The sequence below is a fragment of the Pseudomonas sp. 382 genome (assembly GCF_002759075.1).
Lineage (GTDB): Bacteria > Pseudomonadota > Gammaproteobacteria > Pseudomonadales > Pseudomonadaceae > Aquipseudomonas > Aquipseudomonas vlassakiae.
The window spans coordinates 235,669-261,396 of sequence record NZ_PEMX01000005.1 but is presented as its reverse complement, the minus strand read 5'-3'; the positions used below and the strand labels follow the sequence as shown (position 1 = coordinate 261,396).

The following is a 25,728-nucleotide window of genomic DNA, read 5'->3' as shown; positions in this document are numbered from 1 at the left end:
GGCCTGGACGAGTACATCCGCTACTACAACCATGACCGCATCAAACTGAAGCTCAATGGCCTGAGCCCTGTTGAGTACAGGGCTCAGGCTGCAGCATAGAACTGTCCAACTTTTAGGGGGCAGTCCAGGGTATCGCGCCGCTCCCGAAGGCTGCGCAATACCTGTGGGAGCGGGCGAGCCCGCGAAGGGGCCAGCACTGACACTCACACATTCCGCGTGTTGCGCCATGGAAAAATACTGCGCAAGCGTCAATAAGTACTCATAAACTTCCAGCTATAAAATCTCGCCATTGCGCTTTTTTTAAGCATTTCTCTCAATTTTTTCCCAACGCTTGCCATCCCCCAACCCACTGGTTAGGGTTGAGGGCATGAAAACCTTCAGCACCCTCATCCTGCTCCGACAACACCGCAGCCTCTGCCTGGTCAGCGCCCGACTACCAGGTTGATCGCATCGCCTCGCCTGTTCATCTCGTTATCGCTCGGCAGGCCCGATCTCGGCCGCACACAAAAGGATTGCTTCCATGACCATGCTCAAAGACCCATCGAAGAAATACCGCGCTTTCCCGACCATCGACCTGCCTGACCGTACCTGGCCGTCGAAGACCATCACCCAGGCGCCAATCTGGTGCAGTTCGGACCTGCGTGATGGCAACCAGTCGCTGATCGAGCCGATGGACTCGGAGAAGAAGCTGCGCTTCTGGAAGACCCTGGTGCAGGTCGGTGTGAAGGAAATCGAAGCCTCGTTCCCGTCGGCCTCGCAGACCGACTTCGACTTCGTGCGCATGCTCATCGAAGACGGCCACATCCCGGACGACACCACCATCCAGGTGCTCACCCAGGCCCGTGAAGACCTGATCGCCCGCACCTTCGAGTCGCTGCGCGGGGCGAAGAAGGCCATCGTCCACCTGTACAACGCCACCAGCCCGTCGTTCCGCCGCATCGTCTTCAACCAGGACAAGCAGGGCGTGAAGGACATCGCGGTGAACGCGGCCAAGCTGTTCGTCAAATATGCCGCCCAGCAGCCAGAAACCCAGTGGACCTTCCAATACTCGCCAGAAACCTTCAGCGCCACCGAGATGGAGTTCGCCAAGGAAGTCTGTGATGCGGTGATCGAGGTTTGGAACCCGACCCCCGAGCACAAGATCATCCTCAACCTGCCGGCCACCGTGGAAGTGTCCACGCCGAACATCTACGCCGACCAGATCGAGTGGTTCTGCCGCAACGTCAGCCGGCGCGACAGCGTGATCATCAGCCTGCACTGCCACAACGACCGTGGCACCGGCATCGCCGCCACCGAACTGGGCCTGATGGCCGGCGCCGACCGTGCCGAAGGCTGCCTGTTCGGCAACGGCGAACGTACCGGTAACGTTGACCTGGTGACCCTGGCGCTGAACCTCTACACCCAAGGCATCGACCCGCTGCTGGACTTCTCCGACATCGACGGCGTGCGCAAGGTGGTCGAAGAGTGCAACCAGCTGCCAGTACACCCACGCCACCCGTACGTCGGCGACCTGGTCCACACCGCATTCTCTGGCTCGCACCAGGACGCCATCCGCAAGGGCTTCGCCAAGCAGCAGGAAGGCGAGCTGTGGGAAGTGCCATACCTGCCGATCGACCCGGCCGACATCGGCCGCAGCTACGAGGCGGTGATCCGCGTCAACAGCCAGTCGGGCAAAGGCGGCATCACCTACCTGCTCGAGCAGGAATACGGCATCAGCCTGCCACGTCGCATGCAGATCGAGTTCAGCCAGGTGGTGCAAGGTGAAACCGACCGCCTGGGCCTGGAAATGACCGCCCAGCAGATCTACAGCCTGCTGCACAAGGAATACCTCCAGGCCAATGCCCCCTACGCACTGGTCAGCCACCGCCTGCAGGAAGAAAACGGCCACAGCGCAGTGGAAGTGGAAGTCGCCGGTGAAGGCGAAACCACCCTGCACTGGCGCGGCAAGGGCAACGGCGCCCTGGAAGCCCTGGTCGCCGGCTTGCCGGTATCGGTGGAGATCATGGACTACAACGAGCATGCCATCGGTGCCGGTACCAACGCCAAGGCGGCGGCCTACATCGAACTGCGCGTGGCCGGCGGCCGTCCGGTGCACGGCGTGGGTATCGACGAGAACATCACCACTGCCAGCTTCAAGGCCCTGTTCAGTGCGCTGAACCGCTCGCTGAGCCAGCAGGAAGCCAAGGCCGCATAAGCAGCCCCCGGCAAACCAGGCCCGCATCCTCGATGCGGGCTTTTTTTGCCTGTTTGCCAGCGTCCAGAGGCTGGCCACTGTTTTGCCTTGCGGTTTGGGTATACTGCGCCAGCCCTCTTCAACTCATGCAAGGAGCACCATGAGCCGCCGCCAGGAATGTACCCGATGAGCGTCCCGCTGAGCGAACAGATCGGGGCCATGGGCCTCGTCGACCAGCTGCGTCATCGCGAGATGGAAATCCAGGAACACCTGGACCTGCCCCGGCGTCGCGCCGAAGTGGCCGAGCGGATCCGCAGCTATTACCAGAACAATGGCATCGCCTTCGAAGACGCGATGATCGAAGAAGGCGTACGCCTGTTCTTCTCGCGCCGCCTGGTGTTCGAGGCCCCCACGCTGAACCTGGCCCAGCGCCTGCTGGTACGCCTGAACATGGCGCGCGGCACGCTGCTGAAGATCACCGCAATCGGCGCCGTGACAGTGGCCCTGCTGCTGGGCCTGAACTGGTCAGAGAACATCCGCGCGCAAAGAGAAACCGCGCAATTGGCAACGCACAGCCAGGCCCTGCAGCACCGGCAACAACAGATGCTTGAGCGCCTGAAGGCAGTGACACTGCCCGCTGAGGATCGCCAGGCTCTGACGGGCTGGGCCGTACAGGCCGGGAAAGACATCGCCAGCCAGAAGTTCAAAGTGGCAGAAAACACGCTCGGTGTGCTGGATGACTACCTGGACTACGCCGCCGAGCCTCTGACCCTCTCACTGGTCGACCGCCCCGGCGTCAAGTCCGGCGTGGAACGCTGCTACGAAGCGGCCGGCTGCAGCGCGAACAGCCTGCGAGGCAAAAGCTGGTACCTGATCGTCGAGGCCCTGGACGCCACCGGCAAGCCAACCCAGGTGCCAGTGACCAGCGTCGAGGACGGCAAGACCCGCTGGGCCGACCAGTTCGGCGTGCGGGTCAGCCATGACGAGTACCAGAAGCTGCGCCAGGACAAGCTTGACGATGGCCATATCAGCCAACGGGTCATCGGCGACAAGCCCGCCAACACCCTGGCCCTGCGCTTTACCCAGCGCACCAGCTCAAACCCCGACATGATCCTGCAATGGTGACGCCATGACCCCGACCGCCCTCGCCAAAGCACTTGAGAAGAACTCGCGCCAGGCCGAAAAGCACCTGCGCCAGGCCGAGGAGGCCTTGTATGCCGAGGCCGACCAGGAAACCCGACTCGAACACCTGATCGCGTCGAAACTGAGCGAAATCGCCGGCCTGCACCTGGAAGCCAACCCCGCGCAAGACCAACACACCCGGCAACTGCTCGAACAGCGTGAGCTGGAGCGTACGGCACTCGGCCAGCAACTCGAGCAGGTCGAACGGTCCATCGCCAGCAGCCTGGCGAAACAGCAGGCAATACGCCAGAACCTCGGCCAGCTGGATGCCAAGGCCCAGGCCCTGCTGGAAGAGGACCCGGCACATCGCCGTTTGCTCGAGCAGCTGGACGCCGCCGACCTGGCCGAACGGCAAGCCCAGGCCGGCTACACGGAAATCCGTGACGAATGCGCCAGCAAGCTGCAAGTCTACGCCACCCACCCCCTCTACTGCTTCCTCAAGGCACGCCAGTACGGTACCGAGCAGTACCGCCCCAAGCTTTTCCAGCGTGCACTGGACGACTACCTGGCCCGCAAGGTGGACTTTCGCGTCAACCACGCCAACGAGCAGATCCTCCTGGCCATGCAAGCCCGCAACGAGACCCTTGCCCAGACCCTCGGCGAGGCGCGCCAGCAGTTGCATGCACAACACCAGCAACAACTGGACAAGGCGCGCGAGAGCCTCGGCATGCAGGCGTCGATGACCCAGGAGCAAGACCTCGACACGTTGCTTGGCGAGGCCAAGGCCCAGGCCAGTGCGCTGCATGCGCAGCTGGCCGCCTTCAACGAGCAGCGTGACCCGCACCTGCAGCAGCTGCGCCAGGCGATCGCCAAGCGGCTCAAGGAGCGGCCTCTGGCCGAACTGATCGTCGAGGCGGCCAAGACCCCTGACCAGCGTGACGATGAACTGGTCGGCGATCTGCAATTGCTGCACGCCCGCCTGCGGGAACTGCAGCAGCGCCTGAGGGCCGCACGCGACGAGGCCGCCGACCAGCGCCGCCTCTACGAGCGCGCCAAGACCCTCGAGTACGCACTGCGTGACGACCATTACCGCGATCCGAGTAACGAATACGAGCTGCCCCAGCCAATCGAGCAGGTGCTGGCGGGCTATATGCAAGGCCAGTTCGACACGTACGCCGTGCAGAAGCTCCTCGACGAAAACCGCCAGTATGTGCCGCTGCACCGCCGCGGCGATGCCAGGAACCACCAGTGGGGCAGCGCATCGATTTATACCTCGGGCGACTTCGCTGGTTCGCGCAGCTCGTCCGGTAGTACTTTCCACACCTCGAGCAGTTCAGGTGGCGGGGGTTTCAAAACCACCCACAGCTCAGGTGGCAGCGGCTTCGGCACTACCGACAGTTTCTGACGCACTCCCCAGACAACCACTCAGGCAAGGACACCCATGAGCCAATACCTCCAACGCGCCCTCGACGGCCTGCGCCAACTCGGTATCTCCTTCAGCCAGCCAACCCAACCGGCCCCGGTGCTGGTACTGCTGGACAAGGTCGCGCACTACGACGAGCAACGCGTCACCGGCATTGCCGCAGTGCTGCAACAGGCGACGCTGTTCAACCAGACCGTGCGCGAACAGATCGCCGGCATGGACATCTCGCACCGCTACATGAACATCACCGACAGCTTCACCTCGATCCGCGAGGATGCAGCCGCGATGGCCTCGTGGATGGACGACGGGCGCCTGGACACCGTCGAACGCCTGAAGATGGCCTGGATGAACATGCGCCGCGGCTCTATCCCGAGCCGTTTCGAGGACATCCGCAAACATTACCTGGACGTGTGCGAAGCCGCCAGTGACCAGGTCACCCGGGAAGGCCTGATCCTTGAGTCGTACATGGACTTCCGCCTGGCCATGAAGACTGCCGAGGTCGACGCCCAGCAGGTGCTGACCCTCGCCGGGCAGTCGCTGCAGCAGCGCACCCAGGCCCTGGATGCCGCCAACGCCGCCGTGGCCGCCGCCGAAGGGCAGGAACCGGCCCAGCGCGCAGCCCTTGAGCTGGCCCGCGACGAGGCGGTACGCGCGCTGCAGAATGAAGACAAGAGCTACCAGATCGTCAAGGACATCGCCGACGACCTGCGGGTCGGCTACAACACCGCCGAGATGGTGTTCGCCCGCATCAGCCAGGTGCACGTGGTCAAGGAGCGCCAGTACCAGCGCATGATCTCGTTCTTCTCCACCAACGAAGTGGTGCTCACCAGCCTGGCCGTGTCGTTCACCGCCAACCAGGGCATGGCCGAGGCCACCCACACCCTCAACGCCACCACTGCCGGCATCAACAAGGGCCTCGAGGCCTTGGGCGAGCTGGGCAACAAGCAGCTCGGCGCAGCGATGAAAGCCAGCTATGGCTCGACCCTGCGGGTCGAATCGGTACGCGCGCTGGCCCAGGCCACCCTGGACTTCCAGAACGACATGAAAGGCCTGACCGAGACCTACCGTGCCGAGTCGACCAAGGCCGCGCAGGACATCGCCACGGCCGTCGAAGACGCCAAACGCGCCTTCTCCATCCTGCTGACCAAGGCCGCGCAGTGAAGCAAGGCTCGCTCAGCGAACAGATGGGGGCCATGGCCCTCGTCGATCAGCTGCGCCTGCAGCAACGGCAGGTGCAGGATCACCTGGACCTGCCGCGCCGTCGCGAAGAAGTGGCGCAACGTATCCGCACTTATTACCAGGCCCAGGGCATCGCCTGCGACGACGCTGTGATCGACCAGGGGGTACGGGCTTTCTTCGCCGAGCGCCTGGTGTTCAAGGCACCCGAGCTGTCTCGCCAGAGCCGCTCATGGTGCTGGCTGATCACGCGCCAGGGACGTATCGCGGTATTGCTGTTCCGTGCCTTGCTACTCATCGGCACCTTCGCCCTGGTGGCGAAGCTCGAAGCAGTGACCCGCTAGCGGGCGGCAAAAAAAAGGGGCGCCGACCAAGCGCCCCATAAGCCGTAAAGCACACAACAGATTCAGTTGGCGTCCAGCAGTGCCATCGCCTCGGCGCTGCACGCCTCGATACGCGCCCAGTCGCCGTTCTTGATCCAGCTGCTGTCGAGCATCCAGGTCCCCCCCACGCACATCACATTGCCCAGAGCCATGTAATTGCGCACGTTGGCCGGGTTCACACCGCCAGTCGGGCAGAAACGAATGTCGCCGAACGGGCCGGCGAAGGCCTTGATCGCCGCCACACCGCCGCTGATTTCCGCCGGGAACAGCTTGAAGCGGCGATAGCCCAGGGCATAGCCCATCATGATCTCGGATGGCGTGCTGATGCCTGGCAGCAGCGGGATCTCGCTGTCGACACCGGCTTCGAGAATGTCCTGGGTGATGCCCGGCGTGACGACGAACTGCGCGCCAGCGGCTTCCACCGCCGCGAACATGCTGCGATCGAGCACAGTGCCGGCGCCGACGCACAGCTCCGGGCGCTGCTCACGCAGCACCTGGATAGCCTTCAGGCCATGCTGCGAACGCAAGGTCACCTCCAGGGTGCGGATACCGCCCGCAGCCAGGGCGTCAGCCAATGGCAGGATGTCTTGCTCACGGGCAATGGTGATTACCGGGAGGATGCGCGCCTGTTCGCAGATGGCATCGATCCGGGCGGCTTTATCCGCCATCGAAAGCTTGGGCTGTGGGCGTTCAAGGGTGGTCATGACTGTGGATCCTTGGCTCATGGGCACCAGTAGATGTCCAGGGGGTCGTGAAGAAAGGCGCGAATCGGCATTTCGGAAAGGTCGTTGCCCGCCAGCGCGGCGCGCAGGGTAGCGAGTTTGCCCGGGCCTTGCACGGACAGCGCGATGAATGCCGCACTGGCCAGCAGCGAGCGCGTCATCGACAGGCGCTGGTGCGGCACGCTCGGGGCCAGCATCGGCAGGCAGCGGCGCTTGCTATTCAGCGCCAGGCCTTCGGCAAGGTTGGGGCTGTCGGGGAACAGCGAGGCGGTATGGCCATCGTCCCCCATGCCCAGCACCAGCACATCGATCGGCGGCAGTTCTGCCAGGGCCTGATCGGCGCTGACCGCGGCCGCCTCGAGGCTACCGGCCTGCCGATAGAGCCCGACGAAGCGGGCCTTGGCGGCAGCGCCCTTGAACAGGTGGCGGGCCAGCAGCCCGGCATTGCTGTCGGCGTGCTCCACCGGCACCCAGCGCTCGTCGGCCAGGCTGACGGTGACCTTGGTCCAGTCCAGCGACTCAACGGCCAACCTTTCGAGGAAGGGCACCGGGCTGCGACCGCCAGACAACACCACGCAGGCTTGCCCCTTGGCGGCAATGGCTGCACGCAGGCGTTCGGCCACGTCATGGGCCAAGGTAGCGCAGAGCGCCTTGGCTTCAGGCAGGTCGTGCGCCCGCACCGCTGCAGGCAGTTTCAATTCAGATATCGCCATACCACGCCCTCCCATCACGCGTGATCAATGCAATCGAGCTCATCGGCCCCCAGGAACCCGCCGCGTAAGGCTTGGGCGCATCGCCCGCGTTACGCCAGCCGGCGATCAACTGGTCACACCACTTCCAGGCGTACTCGATCTCGTCCTTGCGCACGAACAGGTTCTGGTTGCCCCGCATCACTTCGAGCAGCAAGCGCTCGTAGGCATCCGGGATCCGCGAACTGCGCCAGGTATCGGAAAAATTCAGTTGCAGCGGGCCACTGCGCAGTTGCATGCCCTTGTCCAGGCCCTGCTCCTTGGTCATCACCCGCAAGGATATGCCTTCGTCCGGTTGCAGGCGGATGATCAGCTTGTTACCGATCTGCAAACGCTGTTCCGGGGCGAAGATGTAGTGCGGGGTTTCCTTGAAGTGGATGACGATCTGCGACAGCTTCTGCGGCATGCGCTTGCCGGTGCGCAGGTAGAACGGCACACCCGACCAGCGCCAGTTGCGGATGTCGGCACGCAGGGCGACGAAGGTTTCGGTGTCGCTCTGCGCGTTGGAGTTGTCTTCCTCCAGGTAGCCAGGCACCGGCTTGCCATCGCTGTAGCCGGCGATGTACTGGCCGCGCACCACGCGGGTGCTCAACCCTTCCCCGGTGATTGGCGCCAGCGCCTTGAGTACCTTGACCTTTTCGTCACGGATGCTGTCGGCCGACAACTCGCTGGGCGGGTCCATGGCAATCAGACAGAGCAGCTGCAGCAAGTGGTTCTGGATCATGTCGCGCAGCTGGCCGGCCTTGTCGAAATAGCCCCAGCGGCCCTCGATGCCGACTTTCTCGGCCACGGTGATCTCCACGTGGGAGATGGAGTTCTGGTTCCACTGGGTTTCGAACAGACTGTTGGCAAAACGCAGGGCGATCAGGTTCTGCACGGTCTCCTTGCCCAGGTAGTGGTCGATGCGATAGACGCGGCCTTCCGGGAAGAAGCGCGCCACGGCATCGTTGACCCGCCGCGACGACTCCAGGTCATGGCCGATGGGTTTCTCCAGCACCACCCGCGTGCGTGGCGCCAGGCCGGCCTTGTCGAGGTTCTCGCAGATCGCGCCGTAGACCGCCGCCGCGGTGGCGAAGTAGGCGATCAGCGGCTGCTCGCCGGTCAGTTGTTCGGCCAGGGCCTGGTAGCCTTCGGGCTGCAGGAAGTCCAGGTGCTGGTAGCGCAGGCGGCCAAGGAAGCGCGCCAATGCAGCGGGCTCGATGTCAGCCTCGGGCACATGCCGGCGCAGGTGCGCTTCGATGGTGTTCAGGTGATCTTCGGCACTTCCGGCCTCGCGGGCCAGCGCCAACAGACGGGTGTCGGCGTGCAGGAGGTTGGCACGGTCGAGCTGGTAGAGCGCAGGAAACAGCTTGCGCAAGGCCAGGTCGCCGAGTGCGCCAAACAGGGCAAAGGTGCAAGGTTCGACACTGATCGCAGCCATGATGTTGGTTCTTTCCTAAAGTTGGTCTAGGAATACCGCTTTCACACACGGTTTTCAAGGGATAATGTAGTAAAAACCACAACATTACACTCAAACGTTACAGACAAGTGGTACGTCAATCGCGCCGACAGTACGATAGACGACCGTGCAAAAAGCCTGCTGCTCCCACAGCCGGCTGTCTTCCCGACCCAAGGACACACCCATGGACCGCGTGCGAAACCTCCTGGAACAGATCCAGGGACGCCTCGACGAGCTGAACAAGGCCGAACGCAAAGTCGCCGAAGTCATCCTGCTCAACCCGCAACAAGCCACCCGCTTCAGCATCGCCGCGCTGGCCCAGGCGGCCAAGGTCAGCGAACCGACCGTCAACCGCTTCTGCCGTTCGTTCGGCGTCAGCGGCTACCCGGAGCTCAAGCTGCAACTGGCGCAGAGCCTGGCCAGCGGTGCAGCTTACGTAAGCCGCGCAGTGGAAGCCGACGATGACCCGGCAGCCTACACCCAGAAGATCTTCGGCAGTGCCATCGCCTCGCTTGACAGCGCCTGCCAGCAACTGGACCCGCAACAGGTCAGCCGTGCCGTGGACATGATGATCCAGGCCCGGCAGATCCACTTCTTCGGCCTCGGCGCCTCGGCACCGGTGGCGCTCGATGCCCAGCACAAGTTCTTCCGCTTCAACCTCGCGGTATCGGCCCATGCCGATGTCCTGATGCAACGCATGCTGGCCTCGGTGGCACACACTGGCGACCTGTTCGTGATCATCTCCTACACCGGGCGCACCCGCGAACTGGTCGATGTGGCACGCCTGGCCCGGGAAAACGGCGCCTCGGTGCTCGGCCTGACGGCTGCCGGCTCACCGCTGGCCCAGGCCTGCAGCCTGAGCCTGCACATTCCGCTGCCGGAGGACACTGACATCTACATGCCGATGACCTCGCGGATCATCCAGCTGACCGTGCTCGACGTGCTGGCTACCGGTATGACCCTGCGCCGCGGTGTGGACTTCCAGCCGCACCTGCGCAAGATCAAGGAAAGCCTCAACGCCAGCCGCTACCCGATCGAGGACGACGAACTCAACTGAGCCGGTGCGCCTGCAACCGCAGGTGTGCACGCTGCCCCGGTGCCAGGCTCAGGCCCTCACCACTGCCACTGGCCGCCTCGACACAGACGAAGCCCTGGCATTCACGGCCGCTGACGCCCATCAGCGGCCGGTTGCCCGGGTGCCAGACCACGGTGTCGTCGCTGTCGCCCGTATCAATGCACAGTTCACGCTCCCAGGCCGGGTCCTGCAGCTGCACCCTTGGCGTACCCGGGTAAACCTTCTGGCAGCCGCCCTTGAGCTTGAGCGCGCCGTCTTCACGGCAGGCCTGGCGACTCAGGCGGTCATAGCCTTCGATATCCTCAAGCCCAGACAGCGCTATCTCGGAAACGTCACTGATGCGCCAGTAGGCCAGCAGCGCATGACTCAGCTGGCAAGGTTCGCTGTCCTGATGCTCGGTGCTCAGGCTCAGTTCCATACGGCTGCCAAGCCTGGCGTGCAGGTCCACCTGCCAATCGCACAGGTCCAGCCGCCACTTCAGGCTGACGCCCTCCTCGTCTTCACGGCTGTCCACCAGTTTCCAGTCCAGCAAGCGCGCCCAGCCATGGGCAGGCCACAGGTCTTCACTGGGGTGACGGCCATACCAGGGCCAGCACACCGGCACTCCACCGCGAATCGCGCCCACTTGCGGCCATTGCTCGGCGCACCACAGCCAGGGCCGCTCGCCGCTCGGCTGGAAGTGCAGCAGTTGCGCGCCCTGGCGGCTGAACACCGCCTGGCAACGGGGATGGTCGATGATCAGCACATCGCGCTGCTGGTAACGCTCCCACTCGAACGTCGGCCGGGGCCGCTGCGAGGAAAAGAAGCGATGTAGCGGATGTTCAGGCATGGTTCCAAGCTCTTGTTGTTTGAGATAGCGCTGTCTCGGCCTGTTCCCGACAACCACTGCAAGCCAATGGGTGCCGGGAGCCGAATTTGGATTGGCGTAAATTTACAACAAGTATGCTTAGAAAGACGACTGAATCTTCAAACCTGCGACCAGCGCGTTGTCCACTTCGTCCACAGCGCCCGGGCTCTTGATGTACTGCAGGTTGGGCCGTACGGTCAGCCAGTTGGTGACATGGAAGCCGTAGTAGAGCTCGGCGTTGTATTCGGTGCGCTGCAGCGGCACGAAGCCTGGGTTGTCGTAATCATCGATACCGCTCTGGGTGTTGAGCAGTTCGGCGCGCTTCTTGACGTCGTCATTTACGTGGATACGCGCCACGCCGAAACCGATATCGTCCTTGGGCCGAGCGTCGAAGGCACCTTTGTAGACCAGGCCGACCTGCTGGTAGTTGTCGACCACGTTGGTGGCCTTGTCATGCACGGTGAAGTTGGCGAACAGGCTCAGGCCACGGTTGATGTCGCCGCCATGGGCGGTGACCTGCTGCTGCGCCACTACCCACCAGCCGTGCTTGCTCGAGTGCGACTTGAAGGCCTCGCCGGTAACCGCCTGCGGGTTGCCGTTGACATCTTCGAACACGTCGTCGGCCTTGGCCGTGCTGTAGTAATAACCCAGGCGGTACTCGCCCGGCAGGCCATTGACCTTGGGTGACCAGACCATCTCCACCGGCAGGATCGCGCCTTTGGTGCCGCTGCCGCTGAGCTTGAAGCCGTTGCCGGTCTCCAGGTTGGACGGGTTCTGTTCGAAGGCACCGACCTGGACGAAAAATTCCGGGGTGATGTTGTACTTCACCCGCAGCGCCCACTGGCTGACTGGCCAGTTGTACCAGATACCGCCGACCCAGTTGCCCACTTGCGAACCGCAGAAGGCCAGGTTCTGGAAGTCGCAAGGGAAGCTGTTGAAGTCCTCGCCCTCACCGAAACGGCCAACTTTGACGTCCAGCGCGCCGTCGAAGTACTTCTGCTTGACCCACATCTGTGTAAGCCGCCAGGTCTGGCCACGGCCCCACACTTCCTGCACCGAGCTGAACTGCCCGGCACGCGGGTCGCTGATGCGGTCGTTGGACAGGTTGCGGCCACTGCGCTCAGTGATCGCCAGCTTGAATTCGGCATCGTGCCAGCCGAGGATCTTCTGCAGGTCCAGGTGTGCGCCAAGGGCGAACTGGTCGCTGTAGCGCGCGGTCTTGTCGTCGTTGTAGCCGCCATGCAGGCTGCCGGCCACCTCGCCGACATAGTCGAGGGTGAAGTCATAGCCCTTGTCCAGCAGCTCGGTGCGGGCGCCGCCCCAGTCGCCGGTCATCCATTTCGACTCGCTGGAGAATGCCTCGGCAGCCTGCACCCCGCTGCTGCCAACCACGGCGAGCAGGGCCAGTGAACCCAATGTGCTGATGCGATTGCGCTGTTCCATCCCTTTGCGTCCTCTTTTTTCTTATTGATGGTGTAGACGAGTTATCGGCCCTTGAAGTGAGCCACGTTGTCCTTTACGGCGGTATGACTGCTGGCCAGGTGCAAACGCTCGCCGCTGTCGGCGTCGAACAGCAACACCCGAGCCGGGTCGAACTGCAGATCCAGGCTGTCGCCTACCCGGCAGGCAATGTCCGGCGCCAGGCGACAGCAGACCTTGGTCTGGTTGAAGGTAACGAACACCAGCAGGTCCGGCCCGGTGGGCTCGATCACCTGCACTTCGGCGCGGATACCGGGCAGGCCATTGCCCTCGCCTGCGCCCAAGGCAATCTGTTCGGGGCGAATGCCGAGGATGATCTCGCGACCGTCGAGGTCATCATTGGCTGGCCCCAACGGCAGTTCGCAGCGGGCCTGGCCGCTGTCGAGCACCGCCAACAGGCGCCCGTCCTGTTTGGTCAGGCGTACCGGAATGAAGTTCATCGGCGGCGAACCGATGAAGCTGGCGACGAACTGGTTGGCCGGGTCGTTGTAGATCTGCTGTGGGGTGCCGAACTGCTGGATGATGCCGTCCTTCATCACCGCCACCTTGTCGCCCAGGGTCATGGCCTCGATCTGGTCGTGGGTGACATACACCGTGGTGGTCTTCAGGCGCTGGTGCATCAGTTTCATTTCAGTGCGCATCTCGACCCGCAGCTTGGCATCGAGGTTGGACAGCGGTTCGTCGAACAGGTAGATCTTCGGTCGCCGCGCCAGCGCCCGGCCCATGGCCACACGCTGTTGCTGGCCACCGGACAGTTGTGCCGGCTTGCGCGCGAGCAGGTGCTCGATCTGCAGCAACTTGGCCACCCGCGCCACCTCTTCGTCGATGGCGGCCTGCGGCATCTTGCGAATCTTCAGGCCGAATTCGATGTTCTCGCGCACGCTCATGGTCGGGTACAGCGCATAGGACTGGAACACCATGGCGATGTCGCGATCCTTGGGGCTCATGCCGCTGACGTCCTGATCATCGATGAGGATCGCCCCGCCGGTGATGTTTTCCAGGCCGGCGATGCAGTTCATCAGGGTCGACTTGCCGCAGCCAGAGGGGCCGACCAGGATCAGGAACTCGCCATCCTTGATCGACAGCTGGATGTCCTTGAGTGTGTCTGGCAGGCCGCTGCCGTAGGTCTTGTTCACATTGCGAAGTTCGAGCGTTGCCATGACTTACCCCTTGACCGCGCCGGCGGTGAGCCCGCGGACGAAATATTTGCCTGCCACCACGTAGACCAGCAGGGTTGGCAAGCCGGCGATCATCGCCGCCGCCATGTCGACGTTGTATTCCTTGGCCCCGGTGCTGGTGTTGACCAGGTTGTTCAGGGCCACGGTGATCGGTTGCGAGTCGCCACTGGAAAACACCACGCCGAACAGGAAGTCGTTCCAGATCTGGGTGAACTGCCAGATCAGGCAGACCATGATGATCGGTGTCGACATCGGCAGGATGATGCGGCGGAAGATGGTGAAGAAGCCGGCGCCGTCCAGGCGCGCAGCCTTGACCAGGGCATCGGGAATGCTCACGTAGAAATTGCGAAAGAACAGCGTGGTGAAAGCCAGGCCGTAGACCACGTGCACCAGCACCAGGCCGGTGGTAGTACTGGCCAGGCCCAGCTTGCCGAGGGTGAACGAGGCCGGCAGCAGCACGGTCTGGAACGGCAGGAAGCAGCCGAACAGCAGCAAGCCGAAGAACAGTTGCGAACCGCGGAAGCGCCACATCGACAGTACATAGCCATTCAGTGCGCCGATGGTGGTGGAGATCAGCACCGCCGGTACGGTGATCATGATCGAGTTCCAGAAGTAGCCACTCACCGTAGCCCAGGCCTTGACCCAGCCGATACCGGTGATCACGGCAGGCCAGCTCAGCAGGTTGCCGGTACTGATGTCTTCCGGCGATTTGAAGCTGGTGAGCAGCATTACCACTAACGGCACCAGGTACAACAGCACGGCGATCAGCAGCACCGCATGGATCGCGACGCGGCTCGGGCTGAGCGCTGGTTTCTCCGAAAGACTATGCATGGCGCTTGCTCCGCAGTTCCGAGTAGAGGTACGGCACGAGGATCGCCAGGATCGCCCCAAGCATCAGGATGGCGCTGGCCGAGCCCATGCCCATCTGGCCGCGGCTGAAGGTGAAGGAGTACATGAACATCGCCGGGAGATCGGAGGAATAACCGGGGCCACCAGCCGTCATCGCCGCCACCAGATCGAAACTCTTGATGGCGATGTGCGACAGAATCATCAGCGAGCTGAAGAACACCGGGCGCAGGCTGGGCAGTACCACGGTCCAGTAAATGCGCGGCAGGCTGGCGCCGTCGATCTGAGCGGCGCGGATGATCGACTGGTCGACCCCGCGCAGGCCGGCGAGGAACATCGCCATGATGAAGCCCGAGGCCTGCCACACGGCGGCGATCACCAGGCAGTACACCACCCGGTCAGGGTCGATCAGCCAGTCCAGGCGAAAGCCCTCCCAGCCCCAGTCGCGCAGCAGCTTGTCCAGGCCCATGCCGGGGTTGAGCAACCACTTCCAGGCGGTGCCGGTGACGATCATCGACAGCGCCATGGGGTACAGGTAGATGGTGCGGATGAAGCCTTCGCGGCGGATGCGCTGGTCCAGCAATACCGCCAGCAGCACGCCAATGGCCAGGCTGATGGCGATGAACAAGCCACCGAACAACATCAGGTTCTTGCTCGCTACCCACCAGCGGTCGTTGTCGAACAGCCGGGCGTACTGCGCCAGGCCTGCCCACTTGTAGGTCGGCAGAAAGGTCGAGGTGGTGAAGGACAGGACGAAGGTCCACAGGATGTAGCCGTAGAAGCCCACCAGGACGATGAACATGCTCGGCGCCAGCACCAGTTTCGGAAGCCAGCGCTGCAGCGCGTCCAGGGGGGAGGCCCGCAGTTGGGCGGTTGTTGTTGTCATGGGTCACCTTTCAGGCGCTGCCACACTTCCTGTGGGAGCGGCCTTGCGTCGCGAAAGGGCTGCGTAGCAGCCCCGGGGGCCGGTTGAGCGAAGCCGTTATGAAAGGACTGCGCTGCCTGGTTTTGGGACCGCTCTGCGGTCCTTTCGCGACGCAAGGCCGCTCCCACAATTCAGGCCGCGCAAGCCTTGAAGTCGCTTACTTGGCCGCCTTGATCGCCGCCGCCAGCTTCTTCGCCGCATCGGCCGGGTCGGCCTTGGGGTCGTTGATGTAGTTGGTCACCACATCGAAGAATGCGCCCTGCACGGCCAGCGTGGTGGCCATGTTGTGCGCCATGCTCGGCTGCAGGCCGCCGCTCTTGGCGTCGGCGAGGAAGTCCTTGGCGGAGGTCTGGGCGCAGGCGTCGAAGCCGTACTTGCCCATGTCGGCAAGCATGTCGTTGCGCACCGGGATCGAGCCCTTGTTGATGCTGAAGACCTTCTGGAAGTCTTCACCCAACACCTTGCGGGCGATGTCCTGCTGCCCGGCGGCAGTGCCCTTGTCGTTCTGCTTGAACACCACCAGCGAATCGATGTTGTAGAGGAATGCCTTGTCAGTCCCGGGGAACGGCACGCACTGGTAATCCTTGCCGGCCGTTTTCTTGGCCAGGGTCCACTCGCTCTTGGCCCAGTCGCCCATGATCTGCATGCCGGCCTTGCCGTTGATGACCTTGGCCGCTTCCAGGTTCCAGTCCTGGCCCTTGCCGTCAGGGTCCATGTAGGTAGTGACCTTCTTCAGCTCGGTGAGCGCCTTGACCATCTCGGGGCCGGTCAGCGCCGAAGCGTCCAGGTCGACCAGAGCCTTCTTGTAGCCCTCAGGCCCCATGACCGACAGCACCACGCTCTCGAACACGGTGCTGTCCTGCCATGGCTGACCGCCATGGGCGAGCGGGATGAAACCGGCAGCCTTGAGCTTGTCGGCAGCGGCGTAGAATTCGTCGAGGGTGGTCGGCGCCTTGTCGATGCCGGCCTTCTTGAATACCTCAGGGTTGATCCACAGCCAGTTGATGCGGTGGATATTGACCGGCACGGCCACATAGTCGCCTTCGTACTTCACGGTGTCGGCGACCTTCTTGTCGAGCAGCGAGTCCCACTTCTCCTCCTTGGCGACGTCCTTGAGCACGTCACTATCGAGCAGGCCGGTGGAAGCCCACTCCTGGATGTCCGGCCCCTTGATCTGCGCGACGCCAGGCGGATTGCCCGCCACTGCGCGGCTCTTGAGTACGGTCATGGCCGTGGCACCACCGCCACCGGCGACAGCACCGTCCTTCCAGGTGAAGCCATCTTTCTCGACCTGGGCCTTGAGCACATCGACAGCAGCTTTTTCACCACCGGAGGTCCACCAGTGCACCACTTCGACGCTGCCTTTGGAATCGGCGGCAAGGGCACTGAGCGGCAGGAGCGAAGCGAGGGAGATCGCGGTTGCGAGGCGGAGGGACGAATTCATCGGAATACCTTTCTTGTTGTTATGCCGGCAAGTCGATCGCTTGCATTGCATGGAGTCTAATCAGCGCGCCCGCCTCGTCAGGTAACGAAGCGATGCGCAAATGTCATCGTTTGGTTACATAACCAGCAACGGCAGTTGCCAGGCTTGGCGCCAAAGGCAGGCCCGGCAGCAGCACCGCCTGATAGGCGTGATACAGGTCCGGTTTGCCCGGCCATATGCTGCCGGCAGGGCGATTGTTCGCATCGAGTTCGTGGTGCCAGCTCCCGCCAGCACGGTCGATGAAATGGTTGTCGATGAAGCCCCAGAAACATTGGTACCACTGCTCGTAGCAAGCTTCGCCGGTTCTGCGCAACAGCGCGGCGGCAGCGGCGCATGCCTCGGCATGCACCCAGTGCAAGCGCTGCCTCACGACCGGCCGGTTATCCCAGTCCAGGGTGTAGACGAAGCCAGCTTGCCCATCGGCGTTCCAGGCGTGGCAGCAGGCACTGTCAAACAGGCCACGGGCGCAGGCCAGCAGCCAGTCGGGGGCGTGCAGCCCGGCCAGTTGCAGGCTGGCTTCCAGGTGCAGCAGTAGGCGCGCCCACTCCAGAGCGTGCCCGGGCGTGGTGCCATAAGGGCGGAAGTGGTCGGCCGGATGCTCAAGGTTGTAGTGCGGCACTGGCTGCCAGAACGCGTCGAAATGCTCGATGACCCGGTAACCGTTGGCCGTGGCATGGGTGTGGATGATGCGCTCGGCAATGCGTAGCGCCCGTTGCAGCCACAGCGTGATACCGGTGGCATCGGCCAAGGCCAGGAACGCCTCGGTGGCGTGCATGTTGCTGTTGGCGCCACGGTAGGCTTCCGGCAGCTGCCAGGCGCGGGAGAAGGTTTCACGCAGGGCGCCCTCCTGCTCACACCAGAAGTGCGCTTCGATTACTCCCACGACGCCCGCCAGCAATTGCTGAGCACCGGCAATGCCGGCCACCTTGGCGGAACTGGCGGCCAGCGCGACGAACGCATGCAGGTAGGCAGCCTTGCCACTGTCGTAGAGGCCTTCGGGGTGCGCGAACCAGCCATCGTAGCTGGCATCGCGCAGCACCCCGCGCAAGGCCGCAACGCCATGCTCGGCGTAGGCCAGGCAGCCTGGCACACCCTGGATATGCGCGAGGGCGAAGCAGTGGGTCATGCGTGCGGTGTTCATGGTTTCGGCGGCGGCACCCGGCGCGAGGTTGCCCGACGCATCGAGGTTGCCGAAGCCGTCTGGCAACTTCGATGCCTTGGCGAAAGCCAGCAGGCGCTGCCCTTCGGCCATGAGCCAGGCAGCATGAACCGGTGAATCCAGCCAGCTGCCCAGAGGGAGATCGTTGTGCTTCATGGGCCAGTGCGTTCCTTGCGTATCGTCGGTGCAGTCTAGCCAGCCGTCCTGGCCGGGATGTCACGAAGGACCGTGGTTGTGTCACCAGTCGGTGACACGCCTCAATCCATGCCTCTTGGCAGATACAACGTCACCCGCAAACCGCCTTCGCGCAGGTTGAGCAGGCTCACCTCGCCGCCATGACTGTGGGCTATGTTGCGTGCGATACCCAGGCCCAGCCCATAACCCTGCTGCTTGCCAGCCAGGCGAAAATGCGGCTCGAACACCTGCTCCATCTGCTGCTGTGGCACGCCTGGGCCCTGGTCATCCACCTGCAGGACGAAGCCCTCGGGGCTGTCGATGATGCGCAGGCGTGCCCGCTCGCCATACTTGATGGCATTGTCGATCAGGTTGCCGATGCAGCGGCGCAGGGCAAGTGGCTTGCCAGGGTACGGCGACACGGCTCGCCCCTCGAGGGTGATCCGGCCGTCCCCCAGGTACGGCTCGGCGAGCATCTCCAGTACCTGATTGAGGTCGATCGGCTCGATGTTCTCGTGGATGTCGGTGTCCTTTACACACTGCAGAGCCCCTTTGACCAGCAGCTCCAGCTCGTCGAGGTCCTGGCTGAACTTGGCCTGCAGACGCTCGTCCTCGAGCAACTCCACACGCAGGCGCAAACGCGTGATCGGCGTACGCAGGTCATGGGAAATGGCGCTGAACAACTGGGAACGCTCGGTCAGGTAACGGCTGATGCGCTCGCGCATGCTGTTGAACGCCCGCCCCACTTCGACCACTTCGCTGCCGCCGCCCTCGGCTACCGGCGCCACATCGGCGCCCAGTGACAACTCACGTGCAGCGCGTGCCAGGCGCTTGAGCGGCCAGCTCTGCCAGTGCACCAGCAAACCGATGAACAGCAGCAGCAAGGCGGTGGTCAGGACGATGAAGCCAATCTGCTGACGCGGCAGGCGTTCGGTTTCGAGGCTGGTATAGGGCTCGGGCAGCAAGGACGCGATGTACAGCCATTCGCCCTGGCCCAGGCGGATCTGGGTCACCAGCACCGGCGGATTGAGCGGCTCCAGGGTCAGCGAGTAATGTGCCCACGAGCGCGGCAGTTCATCGAGCTTCAGGCCGCTGTTGAAGATGCGCAGGTCATCGGGGGCGACGAACTCGACAGAAATCTCCATCTGCTCGCCGAGACGCTCGTGCAGCACTTGCCGGAACACGTCGATCACCACCTGCTTGCGCGGCGTGATGGGCAATACCGGCATATCCAGTGGCTTGTCATTGAGCGACACGAAAAAACGCGTCCCCCCCATGCTGCGCAGTTGATCGAGCACCATCGGCCGATAGGCCACCGGCAGCGAGCGGAAGTAGCTGACGCTGGCGCTCATGGAGTGAGCCAGGCTCGAGGCACTGGCGCGCAGGCCCTGCAACTGGCTGGCACGCAACTGGGCGACCCAGATCAGGCTCGACAGGCCCTGTGCCAACAGCACCACAAGCAGGGTCAGCAGCAGCATGCGCCCCAGCAGCGAGCGCGGCAGCAGGCGCCAGCGCCGCTCAGGAAGCGCAGCAGACATGGGCCGCCAGCAGGTAACCGCTGCCACGCACGGTACGGATCAGCCGCGGGGGCTTGTCGGTGTCGCGCAAGCGCTGGCGCAGGCGGCTGACGGCCATGTCGACGATGCGGTCCAGCGGCATCGGCTCGCGGCCACGGGTGGCATTGCCGATGGTGTCGCGGTCCAGAATCTGCTGCGGATGATCGAGAAAAAGCTTGAGCAGGGCGAAGTCGGCACCCGACAGCATCACCTCTTCACCATCGCGGTGGAACAAGCGATGGCTGATCGTATCCAGACGCCATTCATCGAAGGCCAGCACGGCACTGGCTGGCGCCGCCAGGCCGAATTCGCTGCGGCGCAGCAGGGCCTTGATGCGCGCCTGCAGTTCACGGGGGCTGAACGGCTTGCCCAGGTAATCATCGGCACCCAGTTCCAGGCCGATGACGCGGTCGGCTTCATCGGAGCTGGCGGTCAGCATGATGATCGGTACCCGCGACTGGCGCGGGTGTTGACGCACCCAGCGGCACAGGCTGAAGCCGTCTTCGTCAGGGAGCATGACGTCGAGGATCACCAGGTCGCAGGGGGTGTTTTCCAGGGCGCGGCGAAAGCCCTGGCCGTCAGCCTCGGCGTGGACCTGGAAGCCGGCGCGGCTCAGGTAGGTTTGCAGCAGTTCACGAATTTCCTGATCGTCATCGACCATCAGGATGGACTTTCCGGCAGTGCTCAAGGTATCCCGCCCTCATTGTTTGTCACAGGTCTTCGTTGCCTGCTATTGGGGCCGCTTCGCGCCCCTTCGCGGGCATGCCCGCTCCCACATGGTCTGGCGTAGAACCTGTGGAAGCGGGCGTGCCCGCGAAGGGGCGCAAAGCGGCCCCAGTCAGTGTTCCAGCGCCTGCTGTAATGCCACCCCCGCACCCAGCAGTCCAGAGAATTCTGCTGTCACCAGCCACACCGGCACACCCGCGAAGTAACCGCTCATGCAGCCCTTGTCGGCAAAGCTGGCGGCAAAACCACTGCGCAGGAACAGCTCGGCAAATCGCGGTATCACGCCGCCGACAATATAGACCCCACCACGCGCGCCCAGGGTCAGCACATTGTTACCAGCCACGCGCCCAAGGAACCGGCAGAACTGCTCGATCACCGCCAGCGCCCGTGGCTCGCCGCTCAACGCAGCATCGGTAATCTGCGCCGGGGATGTGTGTCGGGGCGTGTCGCCGTCCAGCGCGCACATCGCCTGATACAAGCGCACCAGGCCACCGCCGCTGAGTACGGTCTCGGCGCTGACGTGGCCGATCTGGCTGTGTATCTGCTGATGGATCGCCGCCTCCCGGGCATTGCCCACCGGCAGGTCGACATGCCCGCCCTCACCCGGCAGCGCTTGCCAGTGCTGCTCGCCCAGGCGCAACAGGCTGCCGACGCCAAGACCAGTGCCCGGGCCAATCACCAGCGCCGGCCGCAGCGGGTCTGCCCGGCCTGCGCAGACCTCACGGTACTCACCGGGTTGCAGGCGGGTCATGCCCAACGCCTGAGCAGAAAAGTCGTTGATCAGCAGCAGCCGCTCGACCTGCAAGGTCTGGCAAAACGCCTTGTGGCTGAGCCGCCAATGGTTGTTGGTGAAGCGGAATTCATCGCCATCGACCGGCCCAGCCACCGCCAGGCACACCGCTGCCAGGCCGCCACGGGCGATGCCGTGGCTTTCCAGGTAAGCCTCGATGGCCTGCTCCGGGCTGGTGTAGTCGGCCGCGGCGAAGACCTTCACCTGGCACAGCTGGTTGTCACGCCACAACGCAAAACGGGCATTGGTGCCACCGATGTCGCCAACCAGCAGGTCCTTCATTTGAGGTTCTCCAGGGCCGAGGTGAAGGCACTCGCGCCCTGCTCTGCCGGGCTGAACGCCATGCGCATGAAACCGAACAGCTCACGGCCGCAGCCCAGGTCGTTGCCCTGGGGCGCGGGCGGCAGGTCACGGCTGGCCAGTTCTTCTGCCGATATCATCACCCGCAGCGTACCTTCGACGCCATCGACCCGCACGATATCACCATCGCGCACGCGTGCCAGCGGGCCACCATCGAACGCTTCGGGGCAGACGTGGATGGCCGCCGGGATCTTGCCCGAGGCCCCCGACATGCGCCCGTCGGTCACCAGCGCGACCTTGTAACCACGGTCCTGCAGCACGCCGAGGAACGGCGTCAGCTTGTGCAGTTCGGGCATGCCGTTGCAACGCGGCCCCTGGAAGCGCACCACGGCAACGAAATCGCGCTCCAGCTCACCGGCCTTGAAGGCATCGGCCAGCGACTGCTGGTCATGGAACACGCGAGCCGGTGCTTCGACTACCCGATGCTCAGGCGCAACGGCCGAGACCTTCATCACGCCACGGCCAAGGTTGCCTTCCATCACCCGCAGGCCACCTTCGGCCGAGAATGGCCGCGCCACCGGGCGCAGGATGCTCTCGTCCAGGCTCTGCTGCGGCCCTTCGCGCCATACCAGCTTGCCGTCGTCGAGGAACGGTTCCTGGGTGTAGCGGCGCAGGCCGTGGCCAGCCACGGTGTTGACGTCCTCGTGCAGCAGGCCGGCGTCGAGCAGCTCACGAATCAGGAAGGCCATGCCGCCAGCGGCCTGGAAGTGGTTGATGTCGGCCTTGCCGTTGGGGTAGACGTGGGACAGGGTCGGCACCACCTCGGAAAGGTCGGCCATGTCCTGCCAGGTCAGCTGGATGCCCGCCGCCTGGGCGATTGCCGGTATGTGCAGGGTATGGTTGGTCGAGCCGCCGGTGGCGTGAAGGGCCACGATCGAGTTGACCAGTGCCTTCTCGTCGACGATCTCGCCCAGTGGCATGAAGCTGCCGCTGGCCTTGGTCATGCGCGTGACCTGTTGCGCCGCCTCGGCGGTAAGGGCATCGCGCAGCGGTGTGTACGGGTTGACGAACGAGGCGCCGGGCAGGTGCAGGCCCATGACCTCCATCACCAGCTGGTTGGTGTTGGCGGTGCCGTAGAAGGTACAGGTGCCGGGGCTGTGGTAGGACTTCATTTCCGACTCCAGCAGCTCCTCGCGGCTGGCCTTGCCTTCGGCATAGCGCTGACGCACGTCGGCCTTCTCTTTGTTGGAAATACCGGAAACCATCGGCCCACCCGGGACGAATATGGTGGGCAGGTGACCGAAGCGCAGCGCGCCCATCATCAGGCCAGGGACGATCTTGTCGCAGATGCCGAGCATCAGTGCAGCGTCGAACATGTTGTGCGACAGCGCTATCGCCGTGGACATGGCGATGACTTCGCGGCTGGCGATCGCCAGTTCCATGCCCGGCTCGCCCTGGGTCACGCCATCGCACATGGCCGGCACGCCGCCGGCGAACTGGCCGACCGAACCGACCTCGCGCAGGGCCTGCTTGATCTGATCAGGGAAATGCAGATACGGCTGGTGCGCCGAGAGCATGTCGTTGTACGACGAAACGATGGCGACGTTGGCCGCGTTCATCAACCGCAGGGTCTGCTTGTCCTCGGCACCGCAACCGGCCACGCCATGGGCGAAGTTGGCGCATTGCAGGCTGGCACGCATGGGCCCGTCACTGGCCGCGCCACGAATCAGCTGCAAGTAGCGTTCGCGGGTGGCACGGCTGCGTTCGATCAGCCGCTGGGTGACCTCAAGGATGCGCGGATGCATGTACTGGACTCCAGGCTAATTGTAAGGGCGGTTTACCGGGCGTTTCCCCTCCAAACGATTGCGGCCTAGGCTCAAGGCAGAGGGGCTCGCGATATCGGGGGAGGCACTGCGCACAACCACTCGTTGTATGTTTAAACAAAATACTGCCATCAAAAAGGCTTGTTTTCTATCGCCCAGTGAATAATCTTGTAATTCCAACAACAAAACCGTTTCAGTGAAGCTCCTTTTTGCCACAGGTTTCACTCGGACCGCCAGAGGTACTGCCATGACCCTACGTATCGCCATCAATGGATTCGGCCGCATCGGGCGCAATGTCCTGCGCGCACTGTATACCCAAGGCTACCGCCAGGACCTGCAGGTCGTCGCCATCAACGACCTGGGTGACAGCGCGATGAATGCCCACCTGCTCAAATATGACAGCGTGCACGGCACATTCGATGCGCAGGTCGAGGCCGACCATGAAAGCCTGACGGTCAATGGTGACCGTATCGCGGTCAGTGCCATCCGCAACCCGGCCGAACTGCCCTGGAAGGCCGAAGCGATCGACGTGGTGTTCGAATGCACCGGGCTGTTCACCGACCGCGCCAAGGCCGCCGCACACCTGGCGGCTGGCGCCGGCAAGGTGATCGTCTCGGCGCCGGGCAAGGGCGTCGATGCCACCGTGGTCTACGGGGTCAACCACGATATCCTGCGGGCTTCGCACCAGATAATCTCCAACGCGTCGTGCACCACCAACTGCCTGGCGCCGATCGCCCAGGTGCTGCACCGCGAGTTCGGCATCGAACAGGGGCTGATGACCACCATTCACGCCTACACCAACGATCAGGTGTTGACCGATGTCTATCACAGCGACCCATACCGTGCCCGTTCGGCCACCCAGTCGATGATACCGAGCAAGACCGGCGCCGCCGAGGCCGTGGGCCTGGTGCTGCCGGAGCTGGCCGGCAAGCTCACCGGCATGGCCGTGCGGGTACCGGTGATCAATGTGTCGCTGGTCGACCTGACCGTAAACCTCAAGCGCGAAGCCACCGTCGAGCAGGTCAACCAACTGTTCCTTGAAGCCAGCCGGCATTCCAAGGTGCTCGGCTACAACGCGCTGCCGCTGGTGTCGTGCGACTTCAACCATAACCCGCTGTCGTCGATCTTCGATGCCAACCATACCCGGGCCAACGGGCGGATGCTCAAGGTGCTGGCCTGGTATGACAACGAGTGGGGGTTCTCCAACCGCATGCTGGATAACTGTCTGGCATTGGCCAGCGCGCGCTGAGAAGCTCCTGACTCGAGATTTTTGCCGCCTCTAAGACCGAGCGCCGCCCGCGCGGCGCATCGCGGGCAAGCCCGCTCCCACATCTATTTCGGGCCAATGTCTCCTGTGCCGCCAACAGGGACCGCCTTGTTGGCATGACGATACATCTCGGTGGGCGCTGATGCCGCTCCACCTGTCTCCAGTCATGCACCAAGGCGGATCCTGTTGGCGGCACAGGAGTGACTGGCCCGAAACAGATGTGGGAGCGGGCTTGCCCGCGATGCGCCGCGCGGGCGGCGCTCGATCTCATAGGCGCTAAAAATCCCAAGGCAAACACCCCGGCCACACACGATCTTTACCTTTTCCTAACAATTCCAGCCTTGACCTGACCATAAGATGATAAGCATTATCATTCACCTTTCGTCGGCCAGGTCCCCCCGTGAGTCAGTCCCGGTTCAACTCCGTCTTCCTCGTCCAGCGTCTTTCCCTGCTGCGCACCCTGCAGCGCATGGTGGGCAACCCCAGCACCGCCGAGGACCTGCTGCAGGAAACCTACCTGCGGGTATCTCGTGCCTTGGGCGAGCGCCCGATCGAACATCTCGAGCCCTTCGTGTTCCAGACCGCCCGCAACCTCGCCCTGGACCACCTGCGCACGCGGCGGGTGCGGTCGCGCATGCTGGTCGACGATGTGCCCGACGAGGTGCTGCACAATGTCGCGTCTGCGCACGGGAGCAGCGAAGACGCCGCCCACGCCGAACAACTGCTCAAGCACTTGAGCGTCAGCCTCAACCAACTGACTGAGCGCCAGCAGCGCATCTTCATCCTCAGCCGCCTGCACGGCGCCAGCTACTTGGAGATTGCCGAGCAACTGCACGTCTCGGCCAGCACCGTTCAGAAGGAACTGAAACTGATCATGGCGATCTGCATGGGCGTGGCCGATCGGCTCAAATGAG

At 63.5% G+C, this 25,728-nt stretch carries 23 protein-coding genes; 9 read left to right on the top strand and 14 right to left on the bottom strand.

All coding sequences use genetic code 11. The annotated features are described in order from the left end of the window. From CQW31_RS09140 to CQW31_RS09115, 6 genes are all read left to right on the top strand, one after another. A partial coding sequence (locus CQW31_RS09140) for an IS3 family transposase (protein ID WP_143524211.1) occupies nucleotides 1-99 on the top strand: 99 nt, incomplete at its 5' end. 421 nt (nucleotides 100-520) lie between these two features. Further along, nucleotides 521-2,194 (top strand): 2-isopropylmalate synthase, encoded by a 1,674-nt coding sequence (gene leuA / locus CQW31_RS09135; RefSeq protein ID WP_099814337.1) that lies wholly within the window; start codon nucleotides 521-523, stop codon nucleotides 2,192-2,194. Between the two features lie 165 nt (nucleotides 2,195-2,359). Then, on the top strand, nucleotides 2,360-3,298 hold the full coding sequence (locus CQW31_RS09130; RefSeq protein ID WP_054886226.1) for a DUF6384 family protein: 939 nt from the start codon (nucleotides 2,360-2,362) through the stop codon (nucleotides 3,296-3,298). A gap of 4 nt (nucleotides 3,299-3,302) precedes the next feature. Then, a complete protein-coding gene (locus CQW31_RS09125) occupies nucleotides 3,303-4,700 on the top strand; it encodes a hypothetical protein (protein WP_099814336.1) in 1,398 nt (465 codons plus the stop codon). A 36-nt stretch (nucleotides 4,701-4,736) separates the two neighbouring features. Beyond that, entirely contained in the window at nucleotides 4,737-5,879 is a 1,143-nt protein-coding gene (locus tag CQW31_RS09120) for a merozoite surface protein 3b (protein ID WP_099814335.1), read from the top strand. Further along, nucleotides 5,876-6,238 carry a DUF6384 family protein gene (locus CQW31_RS09115; protein ID WP_054886223.1) on the top strand — a complete coding sequence of 121 codons (363 nt, stop codon included), beginning with the start codon at nucleotides 5,876-5,878 and terminating at the stop codon, nucleotides 6,236-6,238. Before CQW31_RS09120 ends, CQW31_RS09115 begins: the two co-directional genes overlap by 4 nt. 62 nt (nucleotides 6,239-6,300) lie before the next feature. Here CQW31_RS09115 and CQW31_RS09110 read toward each other — a convergent pair whose 3' ends face one another. From CQW31_RS09110 to zwf, 3 genes are read right to left on the bottom strand one after another with little or no spacing between them, the layout of a single operon-like run. Continuing rightward, nucleotides 6,301-6,981 (bottom strand): bifunctional 4-hydroxy-2-oxoglutarate aldolase/2-dehydro-3-deoxy-phosphogluconate aldolase, encoded by a 681-nt coding sequence (locus CQW31_RS09110; protein ID WP_054886222.1) that lies wholly within the window; start codon nucleotides 6,979-6,981, stop codon nucleotides 6,301-6,303. Between the two features lie 17 nt (nucleotides 6,982-6,998). Then, on the bottom strand, nucleotides 6,999-7,712 hold the full coding sequence (gene pgl / locus CQW31_RS09105) for a 6-phosphogluconolactonase (RefSeq protein ID WP_099814334.1): 714 nt from the start codon (nucleotides 7,710-7,712) through the stop codon (nucleotides 6,999-7,001). Continuing rightward, nucleotides 7,699-9,168 carry a glucose-6-phosphate dehydrogenase gene (gene zwf / locus CQW31_RS09100; protein ID WP_054886220.1) on the bottom strand — a complete coding sequence of 490 codons (1,470 nt, stop codon included), beginning with the start codon at nucleotides 9,166-9,168 and terminating at the stop codon, nucleotides 7,699-7,701. The genes pgl and zwf overlap by 14 nt, the downstream gene beginning before the upstream one ends. A gap of 211 nt (nucleotides 9,169-9,379) precedes the next feature. Here zwf and hexR point away from each other — a divergent pair, with 211 nt between their 5' ends. Further along, nucleotides 9,380-10,243: a DNA-binding transcriptional regulator HexR gene (gene hexR / locus CQW31_RS09095; RefSeq protein WP_176510233.1), complete on the top strand. Its 864-nt coding sequence runs from the start codon at nucleotides 9,380-9,382 to the stop codon at nucleotides 10,241-10,243. On the opposite strand, the gene CQW31_RS09090 is transcribed toward hexR, so the two are convergent. From CQW31_RS09090 to edd, 11 genes are all read right to left on the bottom strand, one after another. Further along, nucleotides 10,236-11,090 (bottom strand): D-hexose-6-phosphate mutarotase, encoded by an 855-nt coding sequence (locus CQW31_RS09090; RefSeq protein WP_099814333.1) that lies wholly within the window; start codon nucleotides 11,088-11,090, stop codon nucleotides 10,236-10,238. The genes hexR and CQW31_RS09090 overlap by 8 nt on opposite strands. A gap of 117 nt (nucleotides 11,091-11,207) precedes the next feature. Beyond that, a complete protein-coding gene (locus CQW31_RS09085) occupies nucleotides 11,208-12,551 on the bottom strand; it encodes a carbohydrate porin (protein ID WP_099814332.1) in 1,344 nt (447 codons plus the stop codon). Between the two features lie 41 nt (nucleotides 12,552-12,592). Beyond that, nucleotides 12,593-13,747: an ABC transporter ATP-binding protein gene (locus CQW31_RS09080; RefSeq protein ID WP_099814331.1), complete on the bottom strand. Its 1,155-nt coding sequence runs from the start codon at nucleotides 13,745-13,747 to the stop codon at nucleotides 12,593-12,595. 3 nt (nucleotides 13,748-13,750) lie between these two features. Further along, nucleotides 13,751-14,596, bottom strand: coding sequence for a carbohydrate ABC transporter permease (locus tag CQW31_RS09075; RefSeq protein WP_054886215.1), 846 nt, complete (start codon nucleotides 14,594-14,596; stop codon nucleotides 13,751-13,753). After that, nucleotides 14,589-15,497 carry a carbohydrate ABC transporter permease gene (locus CQW31_RS09070; protein ID WP_054886214.1) on the bottom strand — a complete coding sequence of 303 codons (909 nt, stop codon included), beginning with the start codon at nucleotides 15,495-15,497 and terminating at the stop codon, nucleotides 14,589-14,591. Before CQW31_RS09070 ends, CQW31_RS09075 begins: the two co-directional genes overlap by 8 nt. Nucleotides 15,498-15,693: 196 nt before the next feature. Further along, the gene (locus tag CQW31_RS09065; protein WP_099814330.1) at nucleotides 15,694-16,980 is read right to left on the bottom strand and encodes an ABC transporter substrate-binding protein; all 1,287 of its coding nucleotides are present in this window, start codon (nucleotides 16,978-16,980) and stop codon (nucleotides 15,694-15,696) included. A gap of 103 nt (nucleotides 16,981-17,083) precedes the next feature. Beyond that, nucleotides 17,084-18,334 carry an AGE family epimerase/isomerase gene (locus CQW31_RS09060; protein WP_099814329.1) on the bottom strand — a complete coding sequence of 417 codons (1,251 nt, stop codon included), beginning with the start codon at nucleotides 18,332-18,334 and terminating at the stop codon, nucleotides 17,084-17,086. 101 nt (nucleotides 18,335-18,435) lie between these two features. Beyond that, nucleotides 18,436-19,890 (bottom strand): ATP-binding protein, encoded by a 1,455-nt coding sequence (locus CQW31_RS09055; RefSeq protein WP_099814328.1) that lies wholly within the window; start codon nucleotides 19,888-19,890, stop codon nucleotides 18,436-18,438. Beyond that, nucleotides 19,871-20,596: a two-component system response regulator GltR gene (gene gltR, locus CQW31_RS09050; RefSeq protein ID WP_099814327.1), complete on the bottom strand. Its 726-nt coding sequence runs from the start codon at nucleotides 20,594-20,596 to the stop codon at nucleotides 19,871-19,873. The genes CQW31_RS09055 and gltR overlap by 20 nt, the downstream gene beginning before the upstream one ends. A gap of 150 nt (nucleotides 20,597-20,746) precedes the next feature. Next, nucleotides 20,747-21,706, bottom strand: a complete 960-nt coding sequence (locus CQW31_RS09045) for a glucokinase (protein WP_054885994.1) — start codon at nucleotides 21,704-21,706, stop codon at nucleotides 20,747-20,749. Then, on the bottom strand, nucleotides 21,703-23,529 hold the full coding sequence (gene edd / locus CQW31_RS09040) for a phosphogluconate dehydratase (protein WP_099814326.1): 1,827 nt from the start codon (nucleotides 23,527-23,529) through the stop codon (nucleotides 21,703-21,705). The genes CQW31_RS09045 and edd overlap by 4 nt, the downstream gene beginning before the upstream one ends. A gap of 265 nt (nucleotides 23,530-23,794) precedes the next feature. Here edd and gap point away from each other — a divergent pair, with 265 nt between their 5' ends. Then, nucleotides 23,795-24,796 carry a type I glyceraldehyde-3-phosphate dehydrogenase gene (gene gap / locus CQW31_RS09035; RefSeq protein WP_099814325.1) on the top strand — a complete coding sequence of 334 codons (1,002 nt, stop codon included), beginning with the start codon at nucleotides 23,795-23,797 and terminating at the stop codon, nucleotides 24,794-24,796. A 418-nt stretch (nucleotides 24,797-25,214) separates the two neighbouring features. Further along, nucleotides 25,215-25,727, top strand: coding sequence for an RNA polymerase sigma factor (locus CQW31_RS09020; protein ID WP_054885991.1), 513 nt, complete (start codon nucleotides 25,215-25,217; stop codon nucleotides 25,725-25,727). Nucleotide 25,728: the final 1 nt, after the last annotated feature.